Genomic DNA, 19,527 nt, shown 5'->3' with positions numbered 1-19,527 from the left:
TGCGTTGACCACGGGTGACGCGCAGGGCCGCGCGGTCGTGGATCAGGCGAACCACGACACGGTTCCACCCGTCCGCGCCTCTGGCCCCCTCCGTGGTCTGCGGGTACGGTTCGGGCAAGGATCATCTGATACATCACGTGCGATGGGTCGGAGGGGCATGACGCGCGAGGGTCGTGACCGGGCGGTGGTGGCAGGGGGGTCACCGCCGGGCACCGACCTCGCGGGCACCCCTCCGGCCCAGCCACGGGTCAGCCGCCGCTGGGTCGTCGCGTACGTGCTCGCCATGGTCGGCATCGCCGCCGGCTGGTTCGGCCCGATCCAGATCCTGCTGCCCGCCCAGGCCGCACGGATCGCCGGCGACGACGGCAAGGAGCAGCTCCTCGCCCTGGTCACCGCCTCGGGCGCGGTCGCCTCGATGGTCGCCAACCCGCTGTGGGGCGCGCTGTCCGACCGGCTGCGCACCCGCTGGGGCCGGCGCCGACCGGTGGCCGTCGCGGGCACGGTCGTCGGCGTCGTCGGCCTGCTGCTGCTCGCCGCCGCGGACTCTCCCGCGACGATGGCCGTCGGGTGGGCCACCGTGCAGATCGGCCTCAACGGTCCGATGGCCGCGCTCGCCGCCATGATGGCCGACCGCGTGCCCGAGGAGCAGCGCGGCGTGGTCGGCGCCTGGTTCGGCATCGCGCAGACCATCGGGCTGGTGGTCGGCACGGCCGTGGCCGTCGTGGCGGGGGAGGGGCCCGCCGGGTACGTGGCGATCGCCGTCGCCGTGCCCGCGCTCGGGGTGTCGATCCTGCTGGTCCACCACGAGCCGCCGCTCGGCGACCGCGCACCCGACGGCGCGGTGGCGGCACCGCGACCCTCGTGGCGGGCCCTGCGCCCGACCGCCGACTACGCCTGGGTGTGGACGCTGCGCCTGCTGCTCAACATGGTCAACGCGCTGCTGCTCCTCTACCTGTACTACTACCTGACCGACGGCATCCACGTGCCCGACGGCAGCGCCGGCACCTGGGTGCTCGTGCTCACCGGCAGCGCCGCGCTGGTCACCGTGGGCGTGGCCGCCGTCGGCGGCGTGCTGTCCGACCGGTGGGGGCGTCGCCGGGTCTTCGTCGCCTCCTCCGCCGTGCTGCTCGGCGCGTCCGCGCTGGTCATGGCGACGCTGCCACCGCTGCCGGTCGTCATGGCCGCGACCGTGCTGTTCGGCGTCGGTTGGGGCCTGTACGTGTCCGTCGACCTCGCCGTGCTCACCGCGGTGCTGCCCGACGCCTCGACGCGCGCCACCATGCTCGGCGTCGGCAACGTCGCCGCCTCGCTGCCGCAGGTGCTCGCCCCCGTGGTCGCCGCGCCGCTGGTCACCTCGGCCGGCGGCTACCCCCTGCTGTACGGCGTCGCCGCGGGCCTCGCGGTCGCCGCCCTGGTCGGCGTGCGGTTCCTGCGCGTGCGCTGACCCGAGCCACACCCGACCCGTCTGAGAGGACCTTCCCGTGCAGCCCTACCCGCAGCTCCCCCCGGGATTCCGTCTCGGAGCCTCGACCGCCGCGTACCAGGTCGAGGGCGCGTGGGATGCCGACGGGAAGGGCCCGAGCATCTGGGACGAGTTCACGACCCGGCCCGGCGCGGTCAGGCACGGCGAGTCCGGTCGCGTCGCGATCGACCACTACCACCGGTTCCGCGAGGACGTCGGCCACCTCGCGGACCTCGGCCTGGACGACTACCGGTTCTCGATCTCCTGGCCGCGCGTGCAGCCAACCGGGACGGGTGAGCCCAACGGCACCGGCCTGGACTTCTACGACCGGCTCGTCGACGCGCTGCTGGCCGCCGGCATCCGCCCGGTGCCCACGCTCTACCACTGGGACCTGCCGCTCGCGCTGCAGGAGCGGGGCGGCTGGCTCGAGCGCTCGACGGCACACGCCTTCGGCGAGTACGCCGCGCTCGTCGTGGCCCGGCTCGGCGACCGCGTGCACGACTGGATCACCCTGAACGAGATCTCCGTGCACACGCTGTACGGCCACGCGCTGACCGACCACGCACCCGCGCTCGGACTCGGGTTCGGTGCGCTGGTCGCCGGGCACCACCAGCTGCTCGCGCACGGGCTGGGCGTCCGTGCGATCCGCGAGGCAGACCCGGCGCACCGCGTCGGCATCGCGCAGCAGCACTTCCCGGTGACCGCCGCGTCCGACGCCCCGGAGGACCTCGAGGCCGCCGAGATGTTCCGGGTCCTGACCAACTGGGCGTTCTCCGACCCGATCCTGCACGGTCGCTACCCGGCCGACTGGGTCGCCGACCTGCTGCCCGTCGACCCTGCACAGCTCGCCGAGGACCTCGCCCTGATCGCCGCACCGCTCGACTTCTACGGCGTCAACTACTACGAGCCGTCGTGCGTCGAGGCGCCCCGGCCCGACAAGGACTACTCCGGCGTCCTCGAGGTCGACGTGCCCGAGGGGATGCCGTTCTCGCCCGTGCCCGTGGAGGCGGCCGAGCGGACCGACTTCGGCTGGCCCGTCGCGCCCGAGGGGCTCACGCAGATCCTGCGCGACCTGGACGCCCGCTACCCGGACCTGCCGCCCGTGGTCGTCACCGAGAGCGGGGCGTCGTACCACGACGTCGTCGACGAGGACGGCCGGGTGGCCGACCCGCGCCGCATCGCCTACGTCGACGCGCACCTGCGCGCCGTGCTCGACGCGGTCGACAGCGGCGTGGACGTGCGTGGGTTCTACGTGTGGTCGGCGTTCGACAACTTCGAGTGGGCGGCCGGCTACGACGAGCGGTTCGGCCTCGTGCACGTCGACCTCGGCACGCAGGTGCGCACGCGCAAGGACTCGTTCGCCTGGTACCGCGAGGTCATCGCGTCGCAGCCAGGGCGGCAGGCGCGAGCGGGAGGGTCGACGCCGACCCCGGACGGCGCAGTCGCTCGACCAGCGCCGTCGCCAGGCGCAGCGACCGCGGGCTGACCCCCGCCTCGCCGGGGTCGAGGATCTCGGACAGCGCGGCGCCCTCGACCAGCACGAAGAACTCGTGCACGGTCGCGGCGTCGTCCACGTCGTCGCGCAGCTCCCCGACCTCGCGCGCCTCGGTGAGGCAGCCGTAGAGCACCCGGCGGATGTCCTGCCGGCTGCGCCGGCGCTCTTCAGCGAGCTGCGGGTGCGTGAGCGCGGCAGCCGCGAACGCCGCGTTCGCGGCCGCGTCGACTCGACGCTCCTCGTCGAGCGGCAGCGCCGCCTCGAGCGCCTGCTGCAGTGCGGACAGCCCCATGCGGTCGCCGCTGATCCGGAAGGCGCGCTGCACGATCCGGTCGTAGACGGCGGCCTGCGCGGCCAGCAGGATCGCGTCCTTGTTGCCGAAGAAGTGCGCCAGGACGCTCAGCGTGCAACCGGCCTCGTCGGCGATCGCACGGGTCGTCGCCCCCTCCAGGCCGACCCGGTGCACGACGCGGAGAGTCGCCTCGACGATCTCCCGTCGCCGCTGGGCGTGGTCCACTCGCCTCGGCATGATCCCTCCTGCGAGCAGCGTAGTCGCGAGCCACCTGCCGTCCCGCCCGTAGTCCCGCCGGTACGAGGGTGCGGGCACCCGTCAGGCCCCGGGGACGACTCGCTTCTCCCAGTTCACCGTCTTGCCCAGCACGTAGGCGAGGGTGGCGATCGTCACCGAACCGCCCAGGATGATCACCGAGTTCCACGCCGAGTAGTCGAACCCCGGCAGGTCGCGCAACGGGGTGCTGGGCAGCGAGAACGCCCAGACGAGGAACGCCGCGGCCGAGGCGATGATCTCGAAGTGCGGCCAGGCGAACGTCTGCCCGGCGTCCTTCTGCGCCCGGAAGCTCAGGCCGACGGTCAGCAGCAGCGTGACGACGAACAGGATGCCCGTCGCCAGCCACAGCGGTCCGAAGTCGGCGTCGGACAGCTCCTTGCCCTCGGGGACCTCGGGCTCGCCCAGGGCTGCCACGACGGCGACGTACAGGGTGATCGTCTCCGTCGGGATGTACTTGACCAGCTGTGCCAACGGGCTGGCGGTCACCTGGGTCGGGGTCTCGACGACCGCCTCCTGGCCGGCCGCGACCGCCTGCCCGACCGCCACTCCCCGGTCGACGCCCGGGGCGGGCGGCACGACGTCGATCGCCGCGTTCGCCGTCGCGAGGAGCCGATCCTCGATCGACGGGACGGTCTTGCCGAGCCGCAGCGCGCTGTCCTCGGCCATCGAAGCGATGCTCATGGTTCCCCCCGCGTCCAGGAACGGCACGGGCCTGCGTCTCGGACTCCCGCGCGTTCGCGATACCGGACAAGCGGGACAAATCCTACGGGCGGCCGGGGGGCGCCGCCATGCGACTGTCCGCGCGACGCCCCGCCCCCGGAGCCGGGGTAGGGGCGTCGCGCGGGGTGCGCAGCCGCTCAGACGGTGATCTCGTCGGGCGCGGCGACCGTGAACGCTGCGCGCAGCAGGTCGGCGTCCCGCGAGGAGCGTCCGACGAGCAGCTCGAACCGGCCGGGCTCGACGACCCGCTCGCCGTGCCGGTCGACGAGCGTGCAGGCGGACACCGGCAGCTCGACCTCGACGTGCACGGTCTCGCCGGGGGCCACGTCGACCTGCCGGTACGTCTTGAGCTCCTTGTCGGCCCAGGTCACGGACGTGACGGTGTCCGAGACGTAGACCTGCACGGTCTCGCGGGAGGGACGGGTGCCGGTGTTGCGCAGCGTGACCTCGGCGCGGACGGTGCCCGTCGCGTCGAGGTGCGGGGTGAGCACCTGCAGGTCGGAGTACTCGACGGTGGTGTAGCTCAGGCCCTCGCCGAACACGAACGCCGGGTCCTGCGTGAGGTCGGCGTACCGGTCGCCGTGCTGGCCGCGGATCTGGTTGTAGTACGTGGGCTGCTGGCCGACGTGCAGCGCGAACGAGATCGGCAGGCGCCCCGACGGCTCGACGAGCCCGAGGGCCAGCTCGGCGATCGCGCGACCGCCCTGCATGCCGGGGTTGGCCGCCCAGATCACTGCCTCGGCGGCCAGGGCCGATGCGGGGAGCACGAGGGGCTTGGACGCGAGCACGACGACGACCATCGGGGTGCCGGTCGCGGCCAGGGCGTCGAGCAGGGCGACCTGCCCGCCGAGCAGGTCGAGCGTGGCGGTCGAGCGGTACTCGCCGACCAGCTCGATGCGGTCGCCGACGACGGCGACCACGTAGTCGGCGTCCTTCGCGGCGGCCACGGCCTGGGCGATCATCGCCGGGTCGGGCTCGATGGGCGCCGCGATGTCGGGGCGCGGCTGCCCGTCGGGGAAGAACTCGCCGCGGGGGTCCGGGATGAGCCGGATGATCTCGGCGCCCTGCGCGTACGTGATGTCCCAGCCCTCGGGCGCGTGCGCGCGGAACCCGTCGAGGACGGTGTGGATCATCTCGCGCGGGTGGCCGTCGGGCAGCCAGTCGGTCTGCCCGGACGCGCCCGCCCAGTCGCCGAGCGTGACGTGCGGGTCGTCGGCGTTGGGGCCCACGACGGCGATGCGCCGGGCCCGCCCGTCCGATGCGTCCTGTGCGCGACCGGACGCATCGGCGACCAGGCCGCCGGCCAGGGGGAGCGTGCCGTCGTTGCGCAGCAGGACGAGCGAGCGCCGGGCGGTCTCGAGGTTGAGCGCCTCGTGCTCCGCGCTCGCGATGACGAGGGCCTGGCGCTCCGGGTCGGGCAGACGCGGGTCCTCGAACAGGCCGAGCTCGAACTTGACCGCGAGGACGCGGGCCACGGCGGCGTCGATGCGGGCCTCGTCGACGAGCCCGCGGGCGACCGCGTCCTGGGCGCCCTCGAAGAACTGCGGCGTGGTCATGATCATGTCGTTGCCGGCCTGCACGGCGGCGGCGGCCGCGAGCGTGTGGTCGGCGTAGATGTGCTGCTCCCAGACCATGCGTCCGACGTTGTCCCAGTCGGTGACGAGCATGCCGGTGTAGCCCCACTCGCCGCGCAGGACGTCGTTGAGCAGCCAGTCGTTGACGGTGATGGGCACGCCGTCGGTGGACTGGTAGCCGAGCATGAACGTGCGGCAGCCCTCGCGGGCGACGCGCTCGAAGGGGGGCAGGAACCAGGAGCGCAGCTTGCGGTGGGAGATGTCGGCCTCGGAGGCGTCGCGCCCGCCCTGCGTCTCGGAGTACCCGGCGAAGTGCTTGGCCGTGGCCAGGATCGCGGTCGGGTCGTCCAGGCCGTCGCCCTGGTAGCCGCGGACCATGGCCGAGGCCAGCTCACCGATGAGGAAGGGGTCCTCCCCGAACGTCTCGTCGACCCGGCCCCAGCGCAGCTCCCGGGCGATGCAGAGCACGGGGGAGAACGTCCAGTGGATGCCCGTCGCCGAGACCTCGACGGCCGTCGCGCGGGCGACCCGCTCGATCAGGTCGGCGTCCCAGCTCGAGGCCATGCCGAGCTGGCTCGGGTAGATCGTCGCGCCGTGGAAGAACGAGTGGCCGTGGATGCAGTCCTCGGCGACCAGCAGCGGGATGCCCAGGCGGGTGCGGGCGGCCAGCTCGGTGGCCTCGCGCATGTTCTCCGGCGACGCGTGCAGGATCGAGCCGACGTGCATGTCCTCGACGAGCGGGCGCACGCCGTCCTTGGCGTTGAGCTGGAGCAGCTGGCCGACCTTCTCCGGCAGGGTCATCCGGCCCACGAGGTCGGCGACGCGCTCGGCGATCGGGAGCGTGGGGTCCTGGTACGGCAGGGCGGCGGGCATGGGGATCCTCTCCCTCGAGGTGGTCGTCTTCATCCCACCGCAGTGGGAGCGTTCCCGCTCATCGTATCGATTCGATCCGAGAAGGTCGCCGGACGGGGCGCGGAGGGGGTTGGCGGACCTGCTGGTGCCCTGCAGGGGGCGGCCGAGCACCAGCAGATCCGCCAGCGACATTAGCCATCTCGGACGCCCGCCGGGCCGAGAAAACCCTGTGAACTTGCTGTCGTGGGCGGTCCGCTCCCGCGCCGCGGTAACGTTGAGCGCCCTCGGACCCGAGTCGGCCACCGAGCCTGCCGTGCGCGACATCCCCGCGCACCGGGCCAAGGCCCCGCCTGACGGCGCACGACCCCACAGACATGCTGTACCCGGCGTCGTCTCGACCCGGCCCATCCACCTGGCACAGGAGCTTCATGCAGACCGTTCACGACCGTCGACTCACCGCCCCGAAGCCGCTGCGCAAGGGTGCGCTGCGCATCACCCCGCTGGGTGGGCTCGGGGAGATCGGTCGCAACATGACCGTCTTCGAGCACGCCGGGCGCCTGCTCGTCGTCGACTGCGGGGTGCTGTTCCCCGAGGACCACCAGCCGGGCGTCGACGTGATCATCCCCGACTTCGCCTCGATCAAGGACCGGCTGCACGACATCGAGGCCATCGTGCTCACGCACGGGCACGAGGACCACATCGGCGGCGTGCCGTACCTGCTGCGCGACCGCCCCGACATCCCCGTCATCGGCTCGGAGCTGACGCTCGCGTTCGTGTCGGCCAAGCTCACCGAGCACAAGATCGTCCCGAAGACCGTGCGCGTCGAGGCAGGGGACACCCACACCGCCGGCCCGTTCGGGCTGGAGTTCGTCGCGGTCAACCACTCGATCCCCGACGGCCTCGCGGTGGCCGTGCGCACCAGCGCCGGCCTCGTCCTGGTCACGGGCGACTTCAAGATGGACCAGTTCCCGCTCGACGACCGGCTCACCGACCTGCCGCACTTCGCCCGGCTCGGCGACGAGGGCGTCGACCTCTTCCTCGTCGACTCCACGAACGCCGAGGTGCCCGGCTTCACGATGTCCGAGCGCGACCTCGCGCCCGCCATCGACCAGGTCTTCGCCACGGCCCCCGGCCGGATCATCGTGTCCAGCTTCGCCAGCCACGTGCACCGCATCCAGCAGATCCTGGACTCCGCGCACGCCGCCGGCCGCAAGGTCGGGTTCGTCGGCCGCTCGATGGTGCGCAACATGGGCATCGCGAAGGACCTGGGCTACCTGAAGGTGCCGGACGGCCTGCTCGTGGAGGCCTCCGCTCTCGACAAGCTCCCGGCCGGGCGCGTGACCCTGGTCTGCACCGGGTCGCAGGGCGAGCCCATGGCCGCGCTGTCGCGCATGGCCAACGGCGACCACCAGATCCGGCTCGCGGAGGGCGACACCGTCCTGCTGGCCAGCTCGCTCATCCCCGGCAACGAGACCGCCATCTACGGGGTCATCAACAAGCTGACCGAGCGTGGTGCCCGCGTGGTGCACAAGGGCAACGCGAAGGTGCACGTCTCGGGGCACGCCAGCGCCGGCGAGCTCACCTACTGCTACCGCATCGTGCGCCCGCGCAACGTGATGCCGTACCACGGGGAGTCCAAGCACCTGCACGCCAACGGCGCCCTGGCCGTCGCGGCCGGCGTGCCCGACGAGAACGTCCTGGTCGTGCGTGACGGCGTCAGCGTCGACCTCGAGCGGGGCAAGGCCACGATCGTCGGCGCCGTCCCGGCCGACATGGTCTACGTCGAGGGCGGCGTCGTCGGGCGCGCGACCGAGGAGACGCTGCGCGACCGGCGCATGCTGCGCGACGGCGGCGTGCTGACCGTCCTGGCGCTGGTCGACCCGGCGACGAACCGTCTGGCCGAGCCGTTGGAGTTCATCGCCCGCGGGGCGCTCATCGACGACCAGGCGCTCGAGGCCGCGAACCGGGAGGTCGAGAAGGCGCTGGCTGCGCTGCCGGCCGGCAACCGGTCCGAGGCCGCCGACCTCGACGAGACCGTGCGCCGTGCGGTGATGCGGGGCCTGCGTCGACGCACCGCGCGCGAGCCGGTCGTGGTCGCCCTGGTCATGGACGCCTGACCGGCACACGACGAGCCACGTAGGCGGGGCGGGCAGGGTCAGGGGAGGACGACCACGACCTTGTCCGCCGCGCCCGGCGTCGCGGCGAGCGTCAGCGCGTCGAGCACCCGGTCGAACGGGACGACGTCGCTGACGATCTGCCCGTACCGGTCCGCGGCCCGCACCAGGTCCTGCGTGACCTCGAAGATCTCGGTCGGGTAGCCCATCGACAGGTGGATCGAGATCTCCGTCGACAGCAACGCGCCGAGGTCGAGCTCCACGGGCTTCTTGTGCACGCCGACGACGCTCAGCCGGGCGCCCCGCTTGGCGGCCCGCTGCACGGTCGCGATGACGGCCGGGGCGCCCGCGGCGTCGATGTAGATATCGGTGCCCGGCCGCGGGCTGCCCGGCCGCAGCGGCACGTCGCCGTGCAGCTCGAGGAGTCGGGCGACGACGTCCTCCTCGGCGGAGTTGATGACGGCGTCGGCACCGAGGGCCAGCGCCTTCTCGAGCCGGGCGCTCTGCACGTCGACGACGACCACGTGCTCCAGTCCGCGCAGGGTCAGGTCGACGAGCGCGCCGAGCCCGATCGGACCGGCCCCGAACACGACTGCACGGTCGCCCGGCCGCGGCTCGGCCCGGTTGACGGCGTGCCGGGCGACCGCCATCGGCTCGTTGAGCGCGGCGACCTCCCACGGCAGGTCGGACGGGACGACCACGATCGCGCCACCGGAGCGAGCCTGCTCGATGAGCAGGTACTCCGCCAGACCACCGCTCGACCCGCCGCTGCCGATCAGACCGGTCGGGGCGACCATCGGGTTCACGACCACGTGGTCACCGACCGCGAAGCCCTCGACCTGCGCGCCGACCTCGACGACCTCGCCCGCGATCTCGTGCCCGAGCGGGGTGTCGCCCTGCCTCGGCGGGATGCCGCCGATCTGCGTGTAGAACGCGTCCGACCCGCAGATGCCGCACGCGCGGACCTTGAGCAGCACGTCCGCGGGGCCCGCCGTGGGGCGTGCGACCTCGCGGACCTCGACCGTTCCCGGGCCGGTCACGTAGACCGCCTGCATCGTGCTCATGGGTGCTCCTCCGTCGTCGGGTGACGGCACGATCCTCCGCCGGGACGCGCCGGCGTGCGTCGTCCTCATGGGGTTCGCGGAGTACCGCCGCTGCGGTATCCCGGGGCCCGCGCACGGACGACGACCTGCCGGCACCCCCGACGGCACGCTGGGGCGAGTCGTCCACGTCACCCGGTGCCCGCGCTCGTGCACCTGCTCGGCGACCGCGCCGGGGCCTACCCTCGGTGGGCCGACCGACAGGACGAACAGGGAGCCATGACGACGAACGACGTGGGCGCACCGGCCAGCACCGTCCGGCGCATCCGCTCGGCAGCCGGGGCAGGACGTGGAGGGCGTCCCACCCCGGCTGGTTGGGCGTTCACGTTCTTCATGCTCGCGGCGATGCTCACCACCGTGTCGCTGCGCAGCGGGGTCTTCGAGATGCCCGACAGCACGCTGCTGGTGTTCACCGTCGCGGCCTGGGCACCCCTGCTGGTGCGGACCTACCGGCCGCTCGTCGCGCTCGCGGGCACGGTGCTCGTCGAGTCCGCGCACCTCGCACTCATCCCGGTCGTCGACCCCGACGCCGTGCAGACCGTCGCGATGGCCGCCTACCAGCCGGTGCCGCTGGCCACCCTCGCGGCAGCGTTCACCGTCGCCAGCCGGACGCCGCGGCGCACCGGATGGGTGGCGGGCATCGGCGCGGGCCTGGTCCTCGGGGTCGTCGCCATGGCGACCCGCCCGCAGTCCCTGTTCGCCACGGACGTCGTCATGGTGAACCTCGTCATGATCGCGACCGCCGTCGGGGCGCTCGTCGCCGGGCGCAGCGACCGGATCGCCCGCGAGGCGCACGAGCGCGAGGACGAGAAGGAGCGGGCCGTCGTCGACGAACGCCTGCGCATCGCGCGCGAGCTGCACGACGTGCTCGCCCACAACATCACGCTGGTGAACGCCCAGGCCTCGGTCGCGCACTACCTGCTGCGCACCGACCCCGACGCCGCCGCCCGGGCCCTGCAGAACATCACCACGCACTCCGAGCGGGCGATCGACGAGCTGCGCGCCACCGTGGGCCTGCTGCGCCACGAGGACCGCGTCGCCGCGTCTGAGGCGCAGGCCGCGCTGCAGCCGGTGCCCGACCTGGACCGGCTCGACGACCTGCTCGCCGGCTTCCGCACGGCGGGTGCGACGATCGACCTGCTCGTCACGGGCGAGCGCCGCACGCTGGCACCGCACGGCGAGGTCGCCGTCCACCGGATCGTCCAGGAGGCGTTGACCAACGCCACCAAGCACGCCCCGCACGCGCCCGTGCGGGTCTCGCTGACCTGGGCGGACGACCGCCTCGACGTGCTCGTCGTCAACGCCGCCCCCGTCGACGCCGGTCGTCGTCGCCCGGCCCCCGGCACCGGCCACGGCCTCATCGGCATGCGCGAGCGGGCCCTGGCCACCGGCGGCACGTTCCGGTCCGAACGGCTCCCCGGCGGCGGGTTCCTCGTCGCCGCCACGATCCCCGCCGAGCCCCCTGCCCCTGCCTCCGCCCCCGCCTCCGCCTCTGCCCCGCCTGCTGTCCCCACCGAGGAGATCCCCCGATGACGATCCGCGTGCTCCTGGCCGACGACCAGGCGCTGCTGCGCGCCACGTTCCGGCTGCTGCTCGACTCCGACCCCGGGATCGAGGTCGTCGGCGAGGCGTCCACCGGCCTGGAGGCCGTCCGCCGTGCGCGCAGCGACCAGGCCGACGTGGTCCTCATGGACATCCGCATGCCCGACATGGACGGCATCGAGGCGACCCGGCGCATCACGGCCGACGAGGCGCTCGCGGGCGTGAAGGTCCTCGTGCTCACCACGTTCGAGACGGACGACCTGGTGGTCTCCGCGCTGCGCGCCGGGGCGAGCGGGTTCCTCGGCAAGGGCGTCGACCCGGGCTCCCTGCTCGCGGCCATCCGCACGGTCGCCGCCGGGGAGCAGCTGCTCTCGCCTGCGGCGACCCGCTCGCTCATCGAACGGGTGCTCAGCCAGACCGACCCGGCGACCCTGGTCGCCGCACCCGGCCTGGCCGACCTGACCGACCGCGAGCGGGAGATCACCCGGCTCGTCGGCGCCGGCATGTCGAACACCGAGATCGCGGCCCAGCTGTTCATCAGCCCGGCCACCGCGAAGACGCACGTCAACCGGGCGATGATGAAGACCGGCGCGCGCGACCGGGCCCAGCTCGTGGTGCTCGCCTACGAGTCCGGGCTGGTGCGACCGGGAGGCCAGTGACCGGGCGAGGGCCTGCCGGAGGGGACCGGCGTCCGAACTAGGCTCGCGCGGTGCCCTCCCTGCTCGTCGACACCACACCCCTGCGCGTCAGCCCGCCCTTCCGGCGGTTGTGGCTCGGGCTCTCGGTCGGCCAGCTCGGTGCGCAGCTCACGGTCGTCGCGGTCGGCCTGCAGGTGTACGCGCTCACGTCCTCGACGTTCGCCGTCGGCATCCTCGGCCTGTGCGCGCTCGTACCGCTCGTCGTCTTCGGCCTGTACGGCGGCGCGCTGGTCGACCACGCGGACCGGCGGACGGTGGCCCTGGTCGCCTCGACGCTCGCGTGGTTGGTGACGATGGCGCTCGCCGCGCAGGCGTGGGCGGGCAACGAGCGGGTCGAGGTGCTGTACGCGCTGGTGGCCCTGCAGTCGGCCGCCGCCGCGGTCAACAGCCCGGCACGGTCGGCGATCATCCCGCGCCTGCTCGACCCGCGGCTGATGCCCGCCGCGAACGCGCTGCAGACGCTCGGCGGGAACACGGCGATGACCGTCGGTCCGCTGCTCGGCGCGGGCCTGGTCGCCGTGCTCGACTACGCGGCGGTGTACACGCTCGACGCGCTGCTGTTCACGTTCGCGCTGGCCGCGCTCGTGCGGCTGCCTCCCGTGCCGCCCGAGCCGTCGGCCGACCGTCGCGCGCGCGTCGGTCTCGGCTCGGTGCTCGACGGCCTGCGGTACCTGGGCACGCGGCCGAACGTGCGCATGACGTTCCTGGTCGACCTCGTCGCGATGATCACGTCGATGCCGCGCGTGCTGTTCCCCGCGGTCGGCGTGCTCTACCTGGGTGGGCAGGAGACGACGACGGGCCTGATGACGGCGTCGGTCGCGGTCGGCGGGATCGTGGCCGGGCTGTTCTCGGGCGGTCTGGCGGCCGTGCGCTGGCAGGGGCGGATCATCGTCGGGGCGATCACCGCGTGGGGCCTGGCCGTCGCGGGGTTCGGCTGGGTGCTGGTGAGCGTCGGCCGCACGTCACCGGACCACGTCGTGTGGTGGGCCCTGCTGGCCGCCGCGCTCATGCTCGCGGTCGCGGGTGCGGCGGACACGATCAGCGCGGTGTTCCGGCAGACGATCCTGCAGACGGCCACCCCGGACCACATGCGCGGGCGGCTGCAGGGCGTGTTCATCGTGGTCGTGGCGGGCGGTCCGCGCCTCGGCGAGCTGATGCTCGGCGGCGTGTCGACCCGGGTCGGCGAGGCGTGGGCCGCGGTGCTCGGCGGCACGGCGTGCGTGGTGCTGCTCTGGTTCCTGGTCCGCGCGCAGCGCACGTTCCTCGACTACGACGCGCACCACCCGCAGCCCTGACGGGCGCCCGGGCGGGGTCGCGCGCCGGGGTCAGCGCGCCGCAGGCGTCGGCAGGTCGAGCGCCGCGAGCTCGTCGAGCGCCCACCGCAGGTTGCCCTCGGCGATCGCCCGGTGCTGCGCGAGCCAGTCGCCGACGTAGCCGCGGGGTGCGATCTCGACGACGAGCAGCAGGCTGTAGAACATCCGGTAGAGCAGCAGGCGGGCGGCGACGAGCGGGTCGTCGAGGTCGAACGGTGTCGTGACCTGCGCGTACCCGGCGAGGAGCTCGGCCGGGACGGGTCCGCGACCCATCTGGTCGGCGCCGCTGAGCTCGAAGACCGGGTCGCCCCAGAAGGCGCGTTCGGTGTCGATCACGCCGAGCAGCTCGCCGGTGGTGACGTCGACGAACAGGTTCCCGGCCCAGAGGTCGGTGTGCACGAGGATGGGCCGCTCGACCTGGGCGAGCGCGTCCGCGCAACGGGCGAGCTCGGCCCGCACCTCGTCGGCCGGCACGGCCGTGCCCCACTGCGCGGCGTCGGCCAGCAGCTGCTCGACGATCCGCCCGAACGCCTGCGCCCAGGTGTCGCCCTGCAGCCCGGTGGCCGCGTTGGGGTACCCGAACCGGTCGCCGGTCACGGTGTGCAGGCGGGCCATGAGCGCACCGAGCTCGCGCTGGGTGCGGGCGTGCCGGGGGTCCTGGTCGATCGGGCCGAACTCGGCGGCGAGCAGCGGGGTGCCCGTCAGGTGGCTGGCGACGACCACGTCGGAGGCGACGACCTCGCGCGTGAAGTCGGTGAGCAGCACGCGCGGCATGAGCAGGTCGGGCCGGTCGGCGGCCAGGTCGTACACGAGCGCCTCGGTACGGATGAGGTCGGCCTCGTAGCTGAGCAGCCGGTCGGTGGTCGTCGGGGCGGTCTTGACGATCACGCGCTCGCCGTCGGCGAGGGTCACCCGGAAGGTCGTGGCGAACATCCCGCCGGTCAGCCGTTCGGCGGCGACGGCCTCGCCGAGCGGTGCGACGAGCGTGCGCAGCACGGGCAGCGGGTCGGTCGCGGGGTCCAGGGCGGAGAGGTCGACGGTGGCCACCCGGTGAGGCTACTCGTGCGCGAGGTCGTCCGGTGCGGGACCTGCGGCCGCGCTGACCTGCGGCGTCGCGGGTCCCTCGTCCCCCGGTCGTGGCGTCGGGAGGGCGGGCGAGGGCGTCCGGGGACGCAGGGTCCGCAGCGCGACGAAGGTCGCCAGCACGGCGCACACCGCGGAGACGACCACGACGAGGAACCCGGACCGCGAGCCGTGCGCGTCGATCTGCGCGCCGGCGATCGACGAGCCGACGGACACTCCGACGCCGAGCGACGTGCCGACCCAGGTCAGCCCCTCGGTGAGCCGCTCGGGCGGGACGAGGTCCTGCACGAGCCCGTTGCCGTTGACCAGGGTGGGGGCGATCGCGATGCCGGTGACGAACATGACGGCGGCGAGAGCGGGCAGCGAGTCCACGGCGACGAAGAGCGAGGCGCCGACCGCCAGGCCGATCATGCCGATCGCGAACCGCTGCCACAGCGGGCGTACCCAGTGGCGGGCGCCGTAGGCGAGGCCGGAGAGCATCGAGCCGAGCGCGAAGACGGCGAGGATGACGCCCGCGACGCCCTTGTTGCCCTCCTCCTCGGCGAACGCGACGGTGGAGACGTCGGTGGCACCGAAGATCGAGCCCATCGCGACGAACACGACGGCCAGCACGATCATGCCGGGGTTGCGCAACACCGAGCCGCGCGGGCGGGGTGCGTCGTGCGGTGCGACCGGGGGTTCGGAGGCCCGCAGCGAGAGGAACCAGTACCCGCCGCCGATCATGCCGACGAGGGGCACGACGAGCCCGGCGACGGGGTTGACGCTCGTGGCCAGCACGGTCGCGAGGACGGGGCCGACGATGAACACGAGCTCGTCGAGCGCCGACTCGAGCGAGTACGCGGTGTGCAGCCGGCGCGGGTCGCGGCCGAGCACGCGGCTCCACCGGGCGCGCACGAGCGAGCCGAACGAGCCGATGGCCCCGCCGGTGACGACGGCGGCGACGTACAGCGCGGCCTCGGGGGCGTGCGTCGACGCGAGGATCACGAGCGTCACGGTGCCGGTCGCAGAGACGGCAACGGCGGGGCGCATGACGCGCGCCTGCCCGAACCGGTCGACGAGCCGGGCGATCTGCGGGGAGCACAGCGCCTGCGCGGTCACGTAGACCGCGGACACCCGGCCGGCGAGCCCGTAGGAGTCGTAGAGCGCGGAGACCATGAGCACGATCCCGATGCCGATCATCGACATGGGGAGCCGGGCGAGGGTGCCGCTGCTGGAGAAGGCGAGTGCTCCGGGGCGCGACAGGACGTCGCGGTAGGGCTGGAGCATGCGCTCAGTCTCGCACCCGGCGCCTGCACGCGGGTTCCTCGTGGGTGGGTCATGGGAGGCCCGGGTGCGTGATCGCTCACACGACCAATTCGGGCATCGAGGACAGATCGGGAGGGGTCGGAAGTCAGCGTCTGGCCATCGATGTGGCGCGGATCACACCGTGCATGGTCAAGGGTGGGTCAGGAGATCCTGAGATGCCCACATGGTGGACACGAGTCTTCATGAGTTTTCACCAGGCTTCACCCGACCCGTGACTGTTCAGGGGTGCCGGAATCGCATTCCGCTGACCTGGATCATTGATCGACATGTCCTGTTTTGTGCACCACGAGTCGGACAATCGACCACATTCCCCGGGGAGGGGCGCCTAGGACCTCGGGGTTTACGAGCACCCCTCGACGGGGTGCAACCTATGACGCAGCACCCGTGCAGAAATTGCGGGTGGAACAACGGTCACCAGGACTCATGACTCCGGGTGACGGAAGGCGCGGGACCCGTCCCGCACCCTCGCTGCACTGCCGACGGAGCCGGTCAGCGTCGTCCCCCCGTCCGCTGCAGCCAGGAGTGCCCCATGTTCGTGTTCGTCCTGCAGATGCGCCACATGCTCGAGGGCCAGAGCGAGGTCTACCTCTTCGCGGTGTTCTCGGCGCTGGTCTGGGTCCTGTGGATCCTCAAGGTCGTCCTGTCCCGTCGGTACAAGCCGTTCACCGAGCCGTACGCGACCTCGACGTCCGTCGTCATCCCGGTCGTCGACGAGCCGCTCGACCTGTTCCGCGACGTGCTCCAGCGCATCGTCGAGCAGCAGCCCGACGAGGTCATCGTCGTCATCAACGGCAAGCCCAACCCCGCGCTCGAGCAGGTCAGCGACGAGTTCGCCCCCCTCGTGCGCTGGGTGCACACGCCGATCCCCGGCAAGCGCAACGCCGTGAAGATCGGCACCGAGATGTCCCGCGGCGACATCACCGTGCTCGTCGACTCCGACACCATCTGGACCGAGGGCACCCTGCCCGAGCTCATCAAGCCGTTCGCCGACCCCAACGTCGGCGGCGTCACCACCCGGCAGCGCATCCTCGAGCCCGAGCGCTCCTGGATCACCCGCTGGGCCGACTGGCTGGAGAACTCCCGGGCGCTCTACTCGATGCCCGCCCAGTCCACCCTCGGCCAGATCGGCTGCCTGCCCGGACGCACCATCGCGTTCCGCCGCAACATCCTCATGCGCGTCATGGACAACTTCATGAACGAGCGCTTCCTGGGGGTGTTCCTCGAGGTCTCCGACGACCGGACGCTCACCAACCTCACGCTCAAGGCCGGTTACCGGACCGTCTACCAGTACACGAGCCTCGTCTACACCGACGCCCCGCTGCAGGTGAAGAAGCTCTTCAAGCAGCAGCTGCGCTGGGCACGCGGAAGCCAGTACAACACCCTGCGGATGCTGCCCTGGATGCTCGGGCACGCCCCCGTGCTGTCGATCTTCTTCCTCACCGACATCCTGCTTCCGTTCCTGCTGGTCGGCGCCGTCGGCGGCTGGATCTACCGGTCGATCACGCACACCGGCGTGAACCTCTACGAGGCGATCCTCACCAGCTACACCGGCCTGCGCGGCTGGGTCTGGGTGATCGGCCTCATGATCGCCTCGTCCGTGCTGTCGATGGCGATCCGGCAGATCCGCCACCTGCACGAGAAGCCCTCGGACTTCTTCCGGTTGCCCGTCTTCATCATCGTCTCCACGTTCTTCCTCATGCCGGTCCGTCTGCTCGGGTTCGTCCGCATGGCGCACGCCTCCGGCTGGGGGACCCGCGCCGGTGCCTACGCCGGTGGCGACCAGGGCGACCTGATGGCCGAGCTCGAGCAGACCGTCGACCAGCCCCCCCGGGACGTCGTCGACCGCACGCCCCCGAACGGCGTGCCGGTGGCCGGCGCGCGGGCCGGCATGACCTGGATGCCCACCGGCGTCGACCCCGCCGGCACCGTCGGTGCCGGCGGAGCCCCGGACGGCACCGCCGACGGCACCGTGCAGACCCGCGAGCGTCAGCAGACCGACGAGCGCACCCGCCGCACCGCCCAGGCCGCCCCGACGCGGCCCGCGCGACGCCGGCTCAACCCCTACGCGGCGATCCCCTACGTCGTCGCGGTCCTGATCCTCGCAGCGGAGGCACTGCTCTATGTCTGAGACGACCACGACCACCAAGTGGTGGCACGCCGAGGGTGCGGTCCGCCGCGCCCGCGCCGGAGCCGTCGCCGTCGCCCTCGCCCTGTCCCTCGTGGCCGGAGCCGTCTGGATGTCCCCGTCCAACGCCGAACCCCCGACGCAGGCCCAGGTCAGCTCCGAGGAGCAGAGGCTCGCCGCGGAGAACGAGGCCCTGCGCAACTCGCTCGCCGCCCGCGAGTCCGAGCTGTCCGACCTGCAGGACTCGCAGGCCAAGGCAGCGGCCGAACGCGCCGCCGGAACCGCCTCCGGCAAGGCGAAGGCCGACGCCGACAAGGCAGCCGCCGAGGCCGCAGCCGCTGACAAGGCAGCCGCCGACCAGCAGGCCGCCGCCGCGCGCGGCCGGGCGAAGGCCACCGCGGAGAAGGCCGCCGCCGTCGCGAAGGGCCAGGCCGAGGCCGCGACCGCCCGTGCCGAGCAGGCCGAGCGTGACGCCGCCGAGGCGAGCGCCCGGGCAGCCCAGACCGCGGCGAACCAGCCCACGACACCCGCACCCGCGACCAAGCCCACAGCGCCCGCGCGTGACGCACTGCTCCACCCCACGACGCGCCAGTTCGGGCTCTACACGACCCAGTCGCCGTTCAGCTGGTCGGAGTTCGACGACGTCGCCACCCAGGTCGGCTCGACGCCGACCATCGCCGGCTACTTCCAGGGCTGGGACAGCGACTTCCGCACCGACGCCGTGACCCGCTCGTGGAGCAAGGGCCTGCTGCCCATGCTCACCTGGGAGTCGCGCCCCATGGCCGCCGCCAACGACCAGATCGTCGACCCGGCCTACTCGCTGCCCGTCATCAACTCCGGCACGTACGACGACTACCTGCGCCGGTACGCCTCCGACGTCGCGACGCTCGGCCTGCCGGTCGCGATCCGCCTCGACCACGAGATGAACGCCGCCTGGTACCCCTGGAACGAGCAGGGCTCCGGCGGGGCGTCCGTCAACGGGAACAGCCCCGGCGACTACGTGTCCATGTGGCGTCACGTGCACGACATCTTCGAGGCCGCCGGCGCGAACCAGTACGTCATCTGGGTCTGGGCGCCGAACATCGTCAACAACCTGCCCGCCGCCAACCAGACGCTCGCCTACACGCAGAGCCTCTACCCGGGCGACGCGTACGTGGACTGGGTCGGGCTGTCCGGCTACTACCGCCCGCCGTACAAGGACGACCAGACGCCGACGTTCGACTACACCTACGGCCGCACGCTCGACCAGCTGCGGACGATCACCGACAAGCCGATCATCCTCGCGGAGATCGGGGCCTCGGAGACCGGCGGGAACAAGCCCGCGTGGGTCACGGACCTCTTCGACGCGTTCGCCCGGCCGGAGAACGGCGACATCATCGGCTTCGCCTGGTTCAACCTGACCGTCACGACCGTCAGCCAGGGCGAGCTCGTGACCAACGACTGGCGGATCGTCTCGCGGCCGAACACGCTCGCCGCGTTCGTCGACGGGATCAGCGACCCGGCCGCCGGGTTCTGAGATGACCGCCCCGACCGAGCTGCGGACCTCCGTGATCCGGGTCCAGGGACACCACATCAC

The 19,527-nt window shown here is 72.7% G+C and carries 14 protein-coding genes; 8 read left to right on the top strand and 6 right to left on the bottom strand.

The window, feature by feature from the left end; all coding sequences use genetic code 11:
• The first annotated feature begins 157 nt into the window (after nt 1-157).
• Nucleotides 158-1,444, top strand: coding sequence for an MFS transporter (locus BKA22_RS06245; RefSeq protein WP_146952702.1), 1,287 nt, complete (start codon nt 158-160; stop codon nt 1,442-1,444).
• 37 nt (nt 1,445-1,481) lie between these two features.
• A complete protein-coding gene (locus tag BKA22_RS06240) occupies nt 1,482-2,948 on the top strand; it encodes a GH1 family beta-glucosidase (protein WP_146952701.1) in 1,467 nt (488 codons plus the stop codon).
• On the opposite strand, the gene BKA22_RS06235 is transcribed toward BKA22_RS06240, so the two are convergent.
• The 3 genes from BKA22_RS06235 to BKA22_RS06225 form a co-directional block, all read right to left on the bottom strand.
• Nucleotides 2,839-3,486, bottom strand: a complete 648-nt coding sequence (locus tag BKA22_RS06235) for a TetR/AcrR family transcriptional regulator (RefSeq protein ID WP_146952700.1) — start codon at nt 3,484-3,486, stop codon at nt 2,839-2,841. The genes BKA22_RS06240 and BKA22_RS06235 overlap by 110 nt on opposite strands.
• Before the next feature lie 81 nt (nt 3,487-3,567).
• On the bottom strand, nt 3,568-4,206 hold the full coding sequence (locus BKA22_RS06230) for a hypothetical protein (protein WP_146952699.1): 639 nt from the start codon (nt 4,204-4,206) through the stop codon (nt 3,568-3,570).
• Between the two features lie 176 nt (nt 4,207-4,382).
• Nucleotides 4,383-6,692 (bottom strand): exo-beta-d-1,3/1,6-glucosidase, encoded by a 2,310-nt coding sequence (locus BKA22_RS06225; RefSeq protein ID WP_146952698.1) that lies wholly within the window; start codon nt 6,690-6,692, stop codon nt 4,383-4,385.
• Between the two features lie 407 nt (nt 6,693-7,099).
• Here BKA22_RS06225 and BKA22_RS06220 point away from each other — a divergent pair, with 407 nt between their 5' ends.
• A complete protein-coding gene (locus BKA22_RS06220) occupies nt 7,100-8,788 on the top strand; it encodes a ribonuclease J (protein ID WP_146952697.1) in 1,689 nt (562 codons plus the stop codon).
• A gap of 38 nt (nt 8,789-8,826) precedes the next feature.
• On the opposite strand, the gene BKA22_RS06215 is transcribed toward BKA22_RS06220, so the two are convergent.
• Entirely contained in the window at nt 8,827-9,849 is a 1,023-nt protein-coding gene (locus BKA22_RS06215; RefSeq protein WP_223203545.1) for a zinc-dependent alcohol dehydrogenase, read from the bottom strand.
• Between the two features lie 255 nt (nt 9,850-10,104).
• Between BKA22_RS06215 and BKA22_RS06210 the strand changes: the two genes are divergently transcribed.
• From BKA22_RS06210 to BKA22_RS06200, 3 genes are read left to right on the top strand one after another with little or no spacing between them, the layout of a single operon-like run.
• Nucleotides 10,105-11,418: a sensor histidine kinase gene (locus tag BKA22_RS06210; RefSeq protein ID WP_146952696.1), complete on the top strand. Its 1,314-nt coding sequence runs from the start codon at nt 10,105-10,107 to the stop codon at nt 11,416-11,418.
• Nucleotides 11,415-12,086 carry a response regulator gene (locus tag BKA22_RS06205; RefSeq protein ID WP_146952695.1) on the top strand — a complete coding sequence of 224 codons (672 nt, stop codon included), beginning with the start codon at nt 11,415-11,417 and terminating at the stop codon, nt 12,084-12,086. The genes BKA22_RS06210 and BKA22_RS06205 overlap by 4 nt, the downstream gene beginning before the upstream one ends.
• 50 nt (nt 12,087-12,136) lie before the next feature.
• Nucleotides 12,137-13,420: an MFS transporter gene (locus BKA22_RS06200; protein ID WP_146952694.1), complete on the top strand. Its 1,284-nt coding sequence runs from the start codon at nt 12,137-12,139 to the stop codon at nt 13,418-13,420.
• A gap of 30 nt (nt 13,421-13,450) precedes the next feature.
• Here the strand turns inward: BKA22_RS06200 and BKA22_RS06195 are convergent, their stop codons facing one another.
• Nucleotides 13,451-14,485 (bottom strand): phosphotransferase family protein, encoded by a 1,035-nt coding sequence (locus tag BKA22_RS06195; protein WP_146952693.1) that lies wholly within the window; start codon nt 14,483-14,485, stop codon nt 13,451-13,453.
• A 9-nt stretch (nt 14,486-14,494) separates the two neighbouring features.
• A complete protein-coding gene (locus BKA22_RS06190) occupies nt 14,495-15,787 on the bottom strand; it encodes an MFS transporter (protein WP_146952692.1) in 1,293 nt (430 codons plus the stop codon).
• 568 nt (nt 15,788-16,355) lie between these two features.
• Here BKA22_RS06190 and BKA22_RS06185 point away from each other — a divergent pair.
• A complete protein-coding gene (locus BKA22_RS06185; protein WP_146952691.1) occupies nt 16,356-17,954 on the top strand; it encodes a glycosyltransferase family 2 protein in 1,599 nt (532 codons plus the stop codon).
• On the top strand, nt 17,947-19,467 hold the full coding sequence (locus tag BKA22_RS20110) for a glycoside hydrolase family 26 protein (RefSeq protein WP_146952690.1): 1,521 nt from the start codon (nt 17,947-17,949) through the stop codon (nt 19,465-19,467). Before BKA22_RS06185 ends, BKA22_RS20110 begins: the two co-directional genes overlap by 8 nt.
• The last annotated feature ends 60 nt before the right edge of the window (nt 19,468-19,527 follow it).

This window comes from Cellulomonas soli (genome assembly GCF_013409305.1).
Lineage (GTDB): Bacteria > Actinomycetota > Actinomycetes > Actinomycetales > Cellulomonadaceae > Cellulomonas > Cellulomonas soli.
Note: the sequence above shows the minus strand (reverse complement) of the source record. Positions and strands in the feature narration are given on the sequence as shown.

Bases quoted from the DNA above. Each gene is read 5' to 3' on its own strand.
- BKA22_RS06215 (WP_223203545.1), bottom strand. From the start codon at position 9,849: ATGAGCACGATGCAGGCGGTCTACGTGACCGGCCCGGGAACGGTCGAG.
- BKA22_RS06235 (WP_146952700.1), bottom strand. From the start codon at position 3,486: ATGCCGAGGCGAGTGGACCACGCCCAGCGGCGACGGGAGATCGTCGAG.
- BKA22_RS06245 (WP_146952702.1), top strand. From the start codon at position 158: ATGACGCGCGAGGGTCGTGACCGGGCGGTGGTGGCAGGGGGGTCACCG.
- BKA22_RS06225 (WP_146952698.1), bottom strand. From the start codon at position 6,692: ATGCCCGCCGCCCTGCCGTACCAGGACCCCACGCTCCCGATCGCCGAG.
- BKA22_RS06210 (WP_146952696.1), top strand. From the start codon at position 10,105: ATGACGACGAACGACGTGGGCGCACCGGCCAGCACCGTCCGGCGCATC.
- BKA22_RS06185 (WP_146952691.1), top strand. From the start codon at position 16,356: ATGTTCGTGTTCGTCCTGCAGATGCGCCACATGCTCGAGGGCCAGAGC.
- BKA22_RS06205 (WP_146952695.1), top strand. From the start codon at position 11,415: ATGACGATCCGCGTGCTCCTGGCCGACGACCAGGCGCTGCTGCGCGCC.
- BKA22_RS06190 (WP_146952692.1), bottom strand. From the start codon at position 15,787: ATGCTCCAGCCCTACCGCGACGTCCTGTCGCGCCCCGGAGCACTCGCC.
- BKA22_RS06220 (WP_146952697.1), top strand. From the start codon at position 7,100: ATGCAGACCGTTCACGACCGTCGACTCACCGCCCCGAAGCCGCTGCGC.
- BKA22_RS06230 (WP_146952699.1), bottom strand. From the start codon at position 4,206: ATGAGCATCGCTTCGATGGCCGAGGACAGCGCGCTGCGGCTCGGCAAG.
- BKA22_RS20110 (WP_146952690.1), top strand. From the start codon at position 17,947: ATGTCTGAGACGACCACGACCACCAAGTGGTGGCACGCCGAGGGTGCG.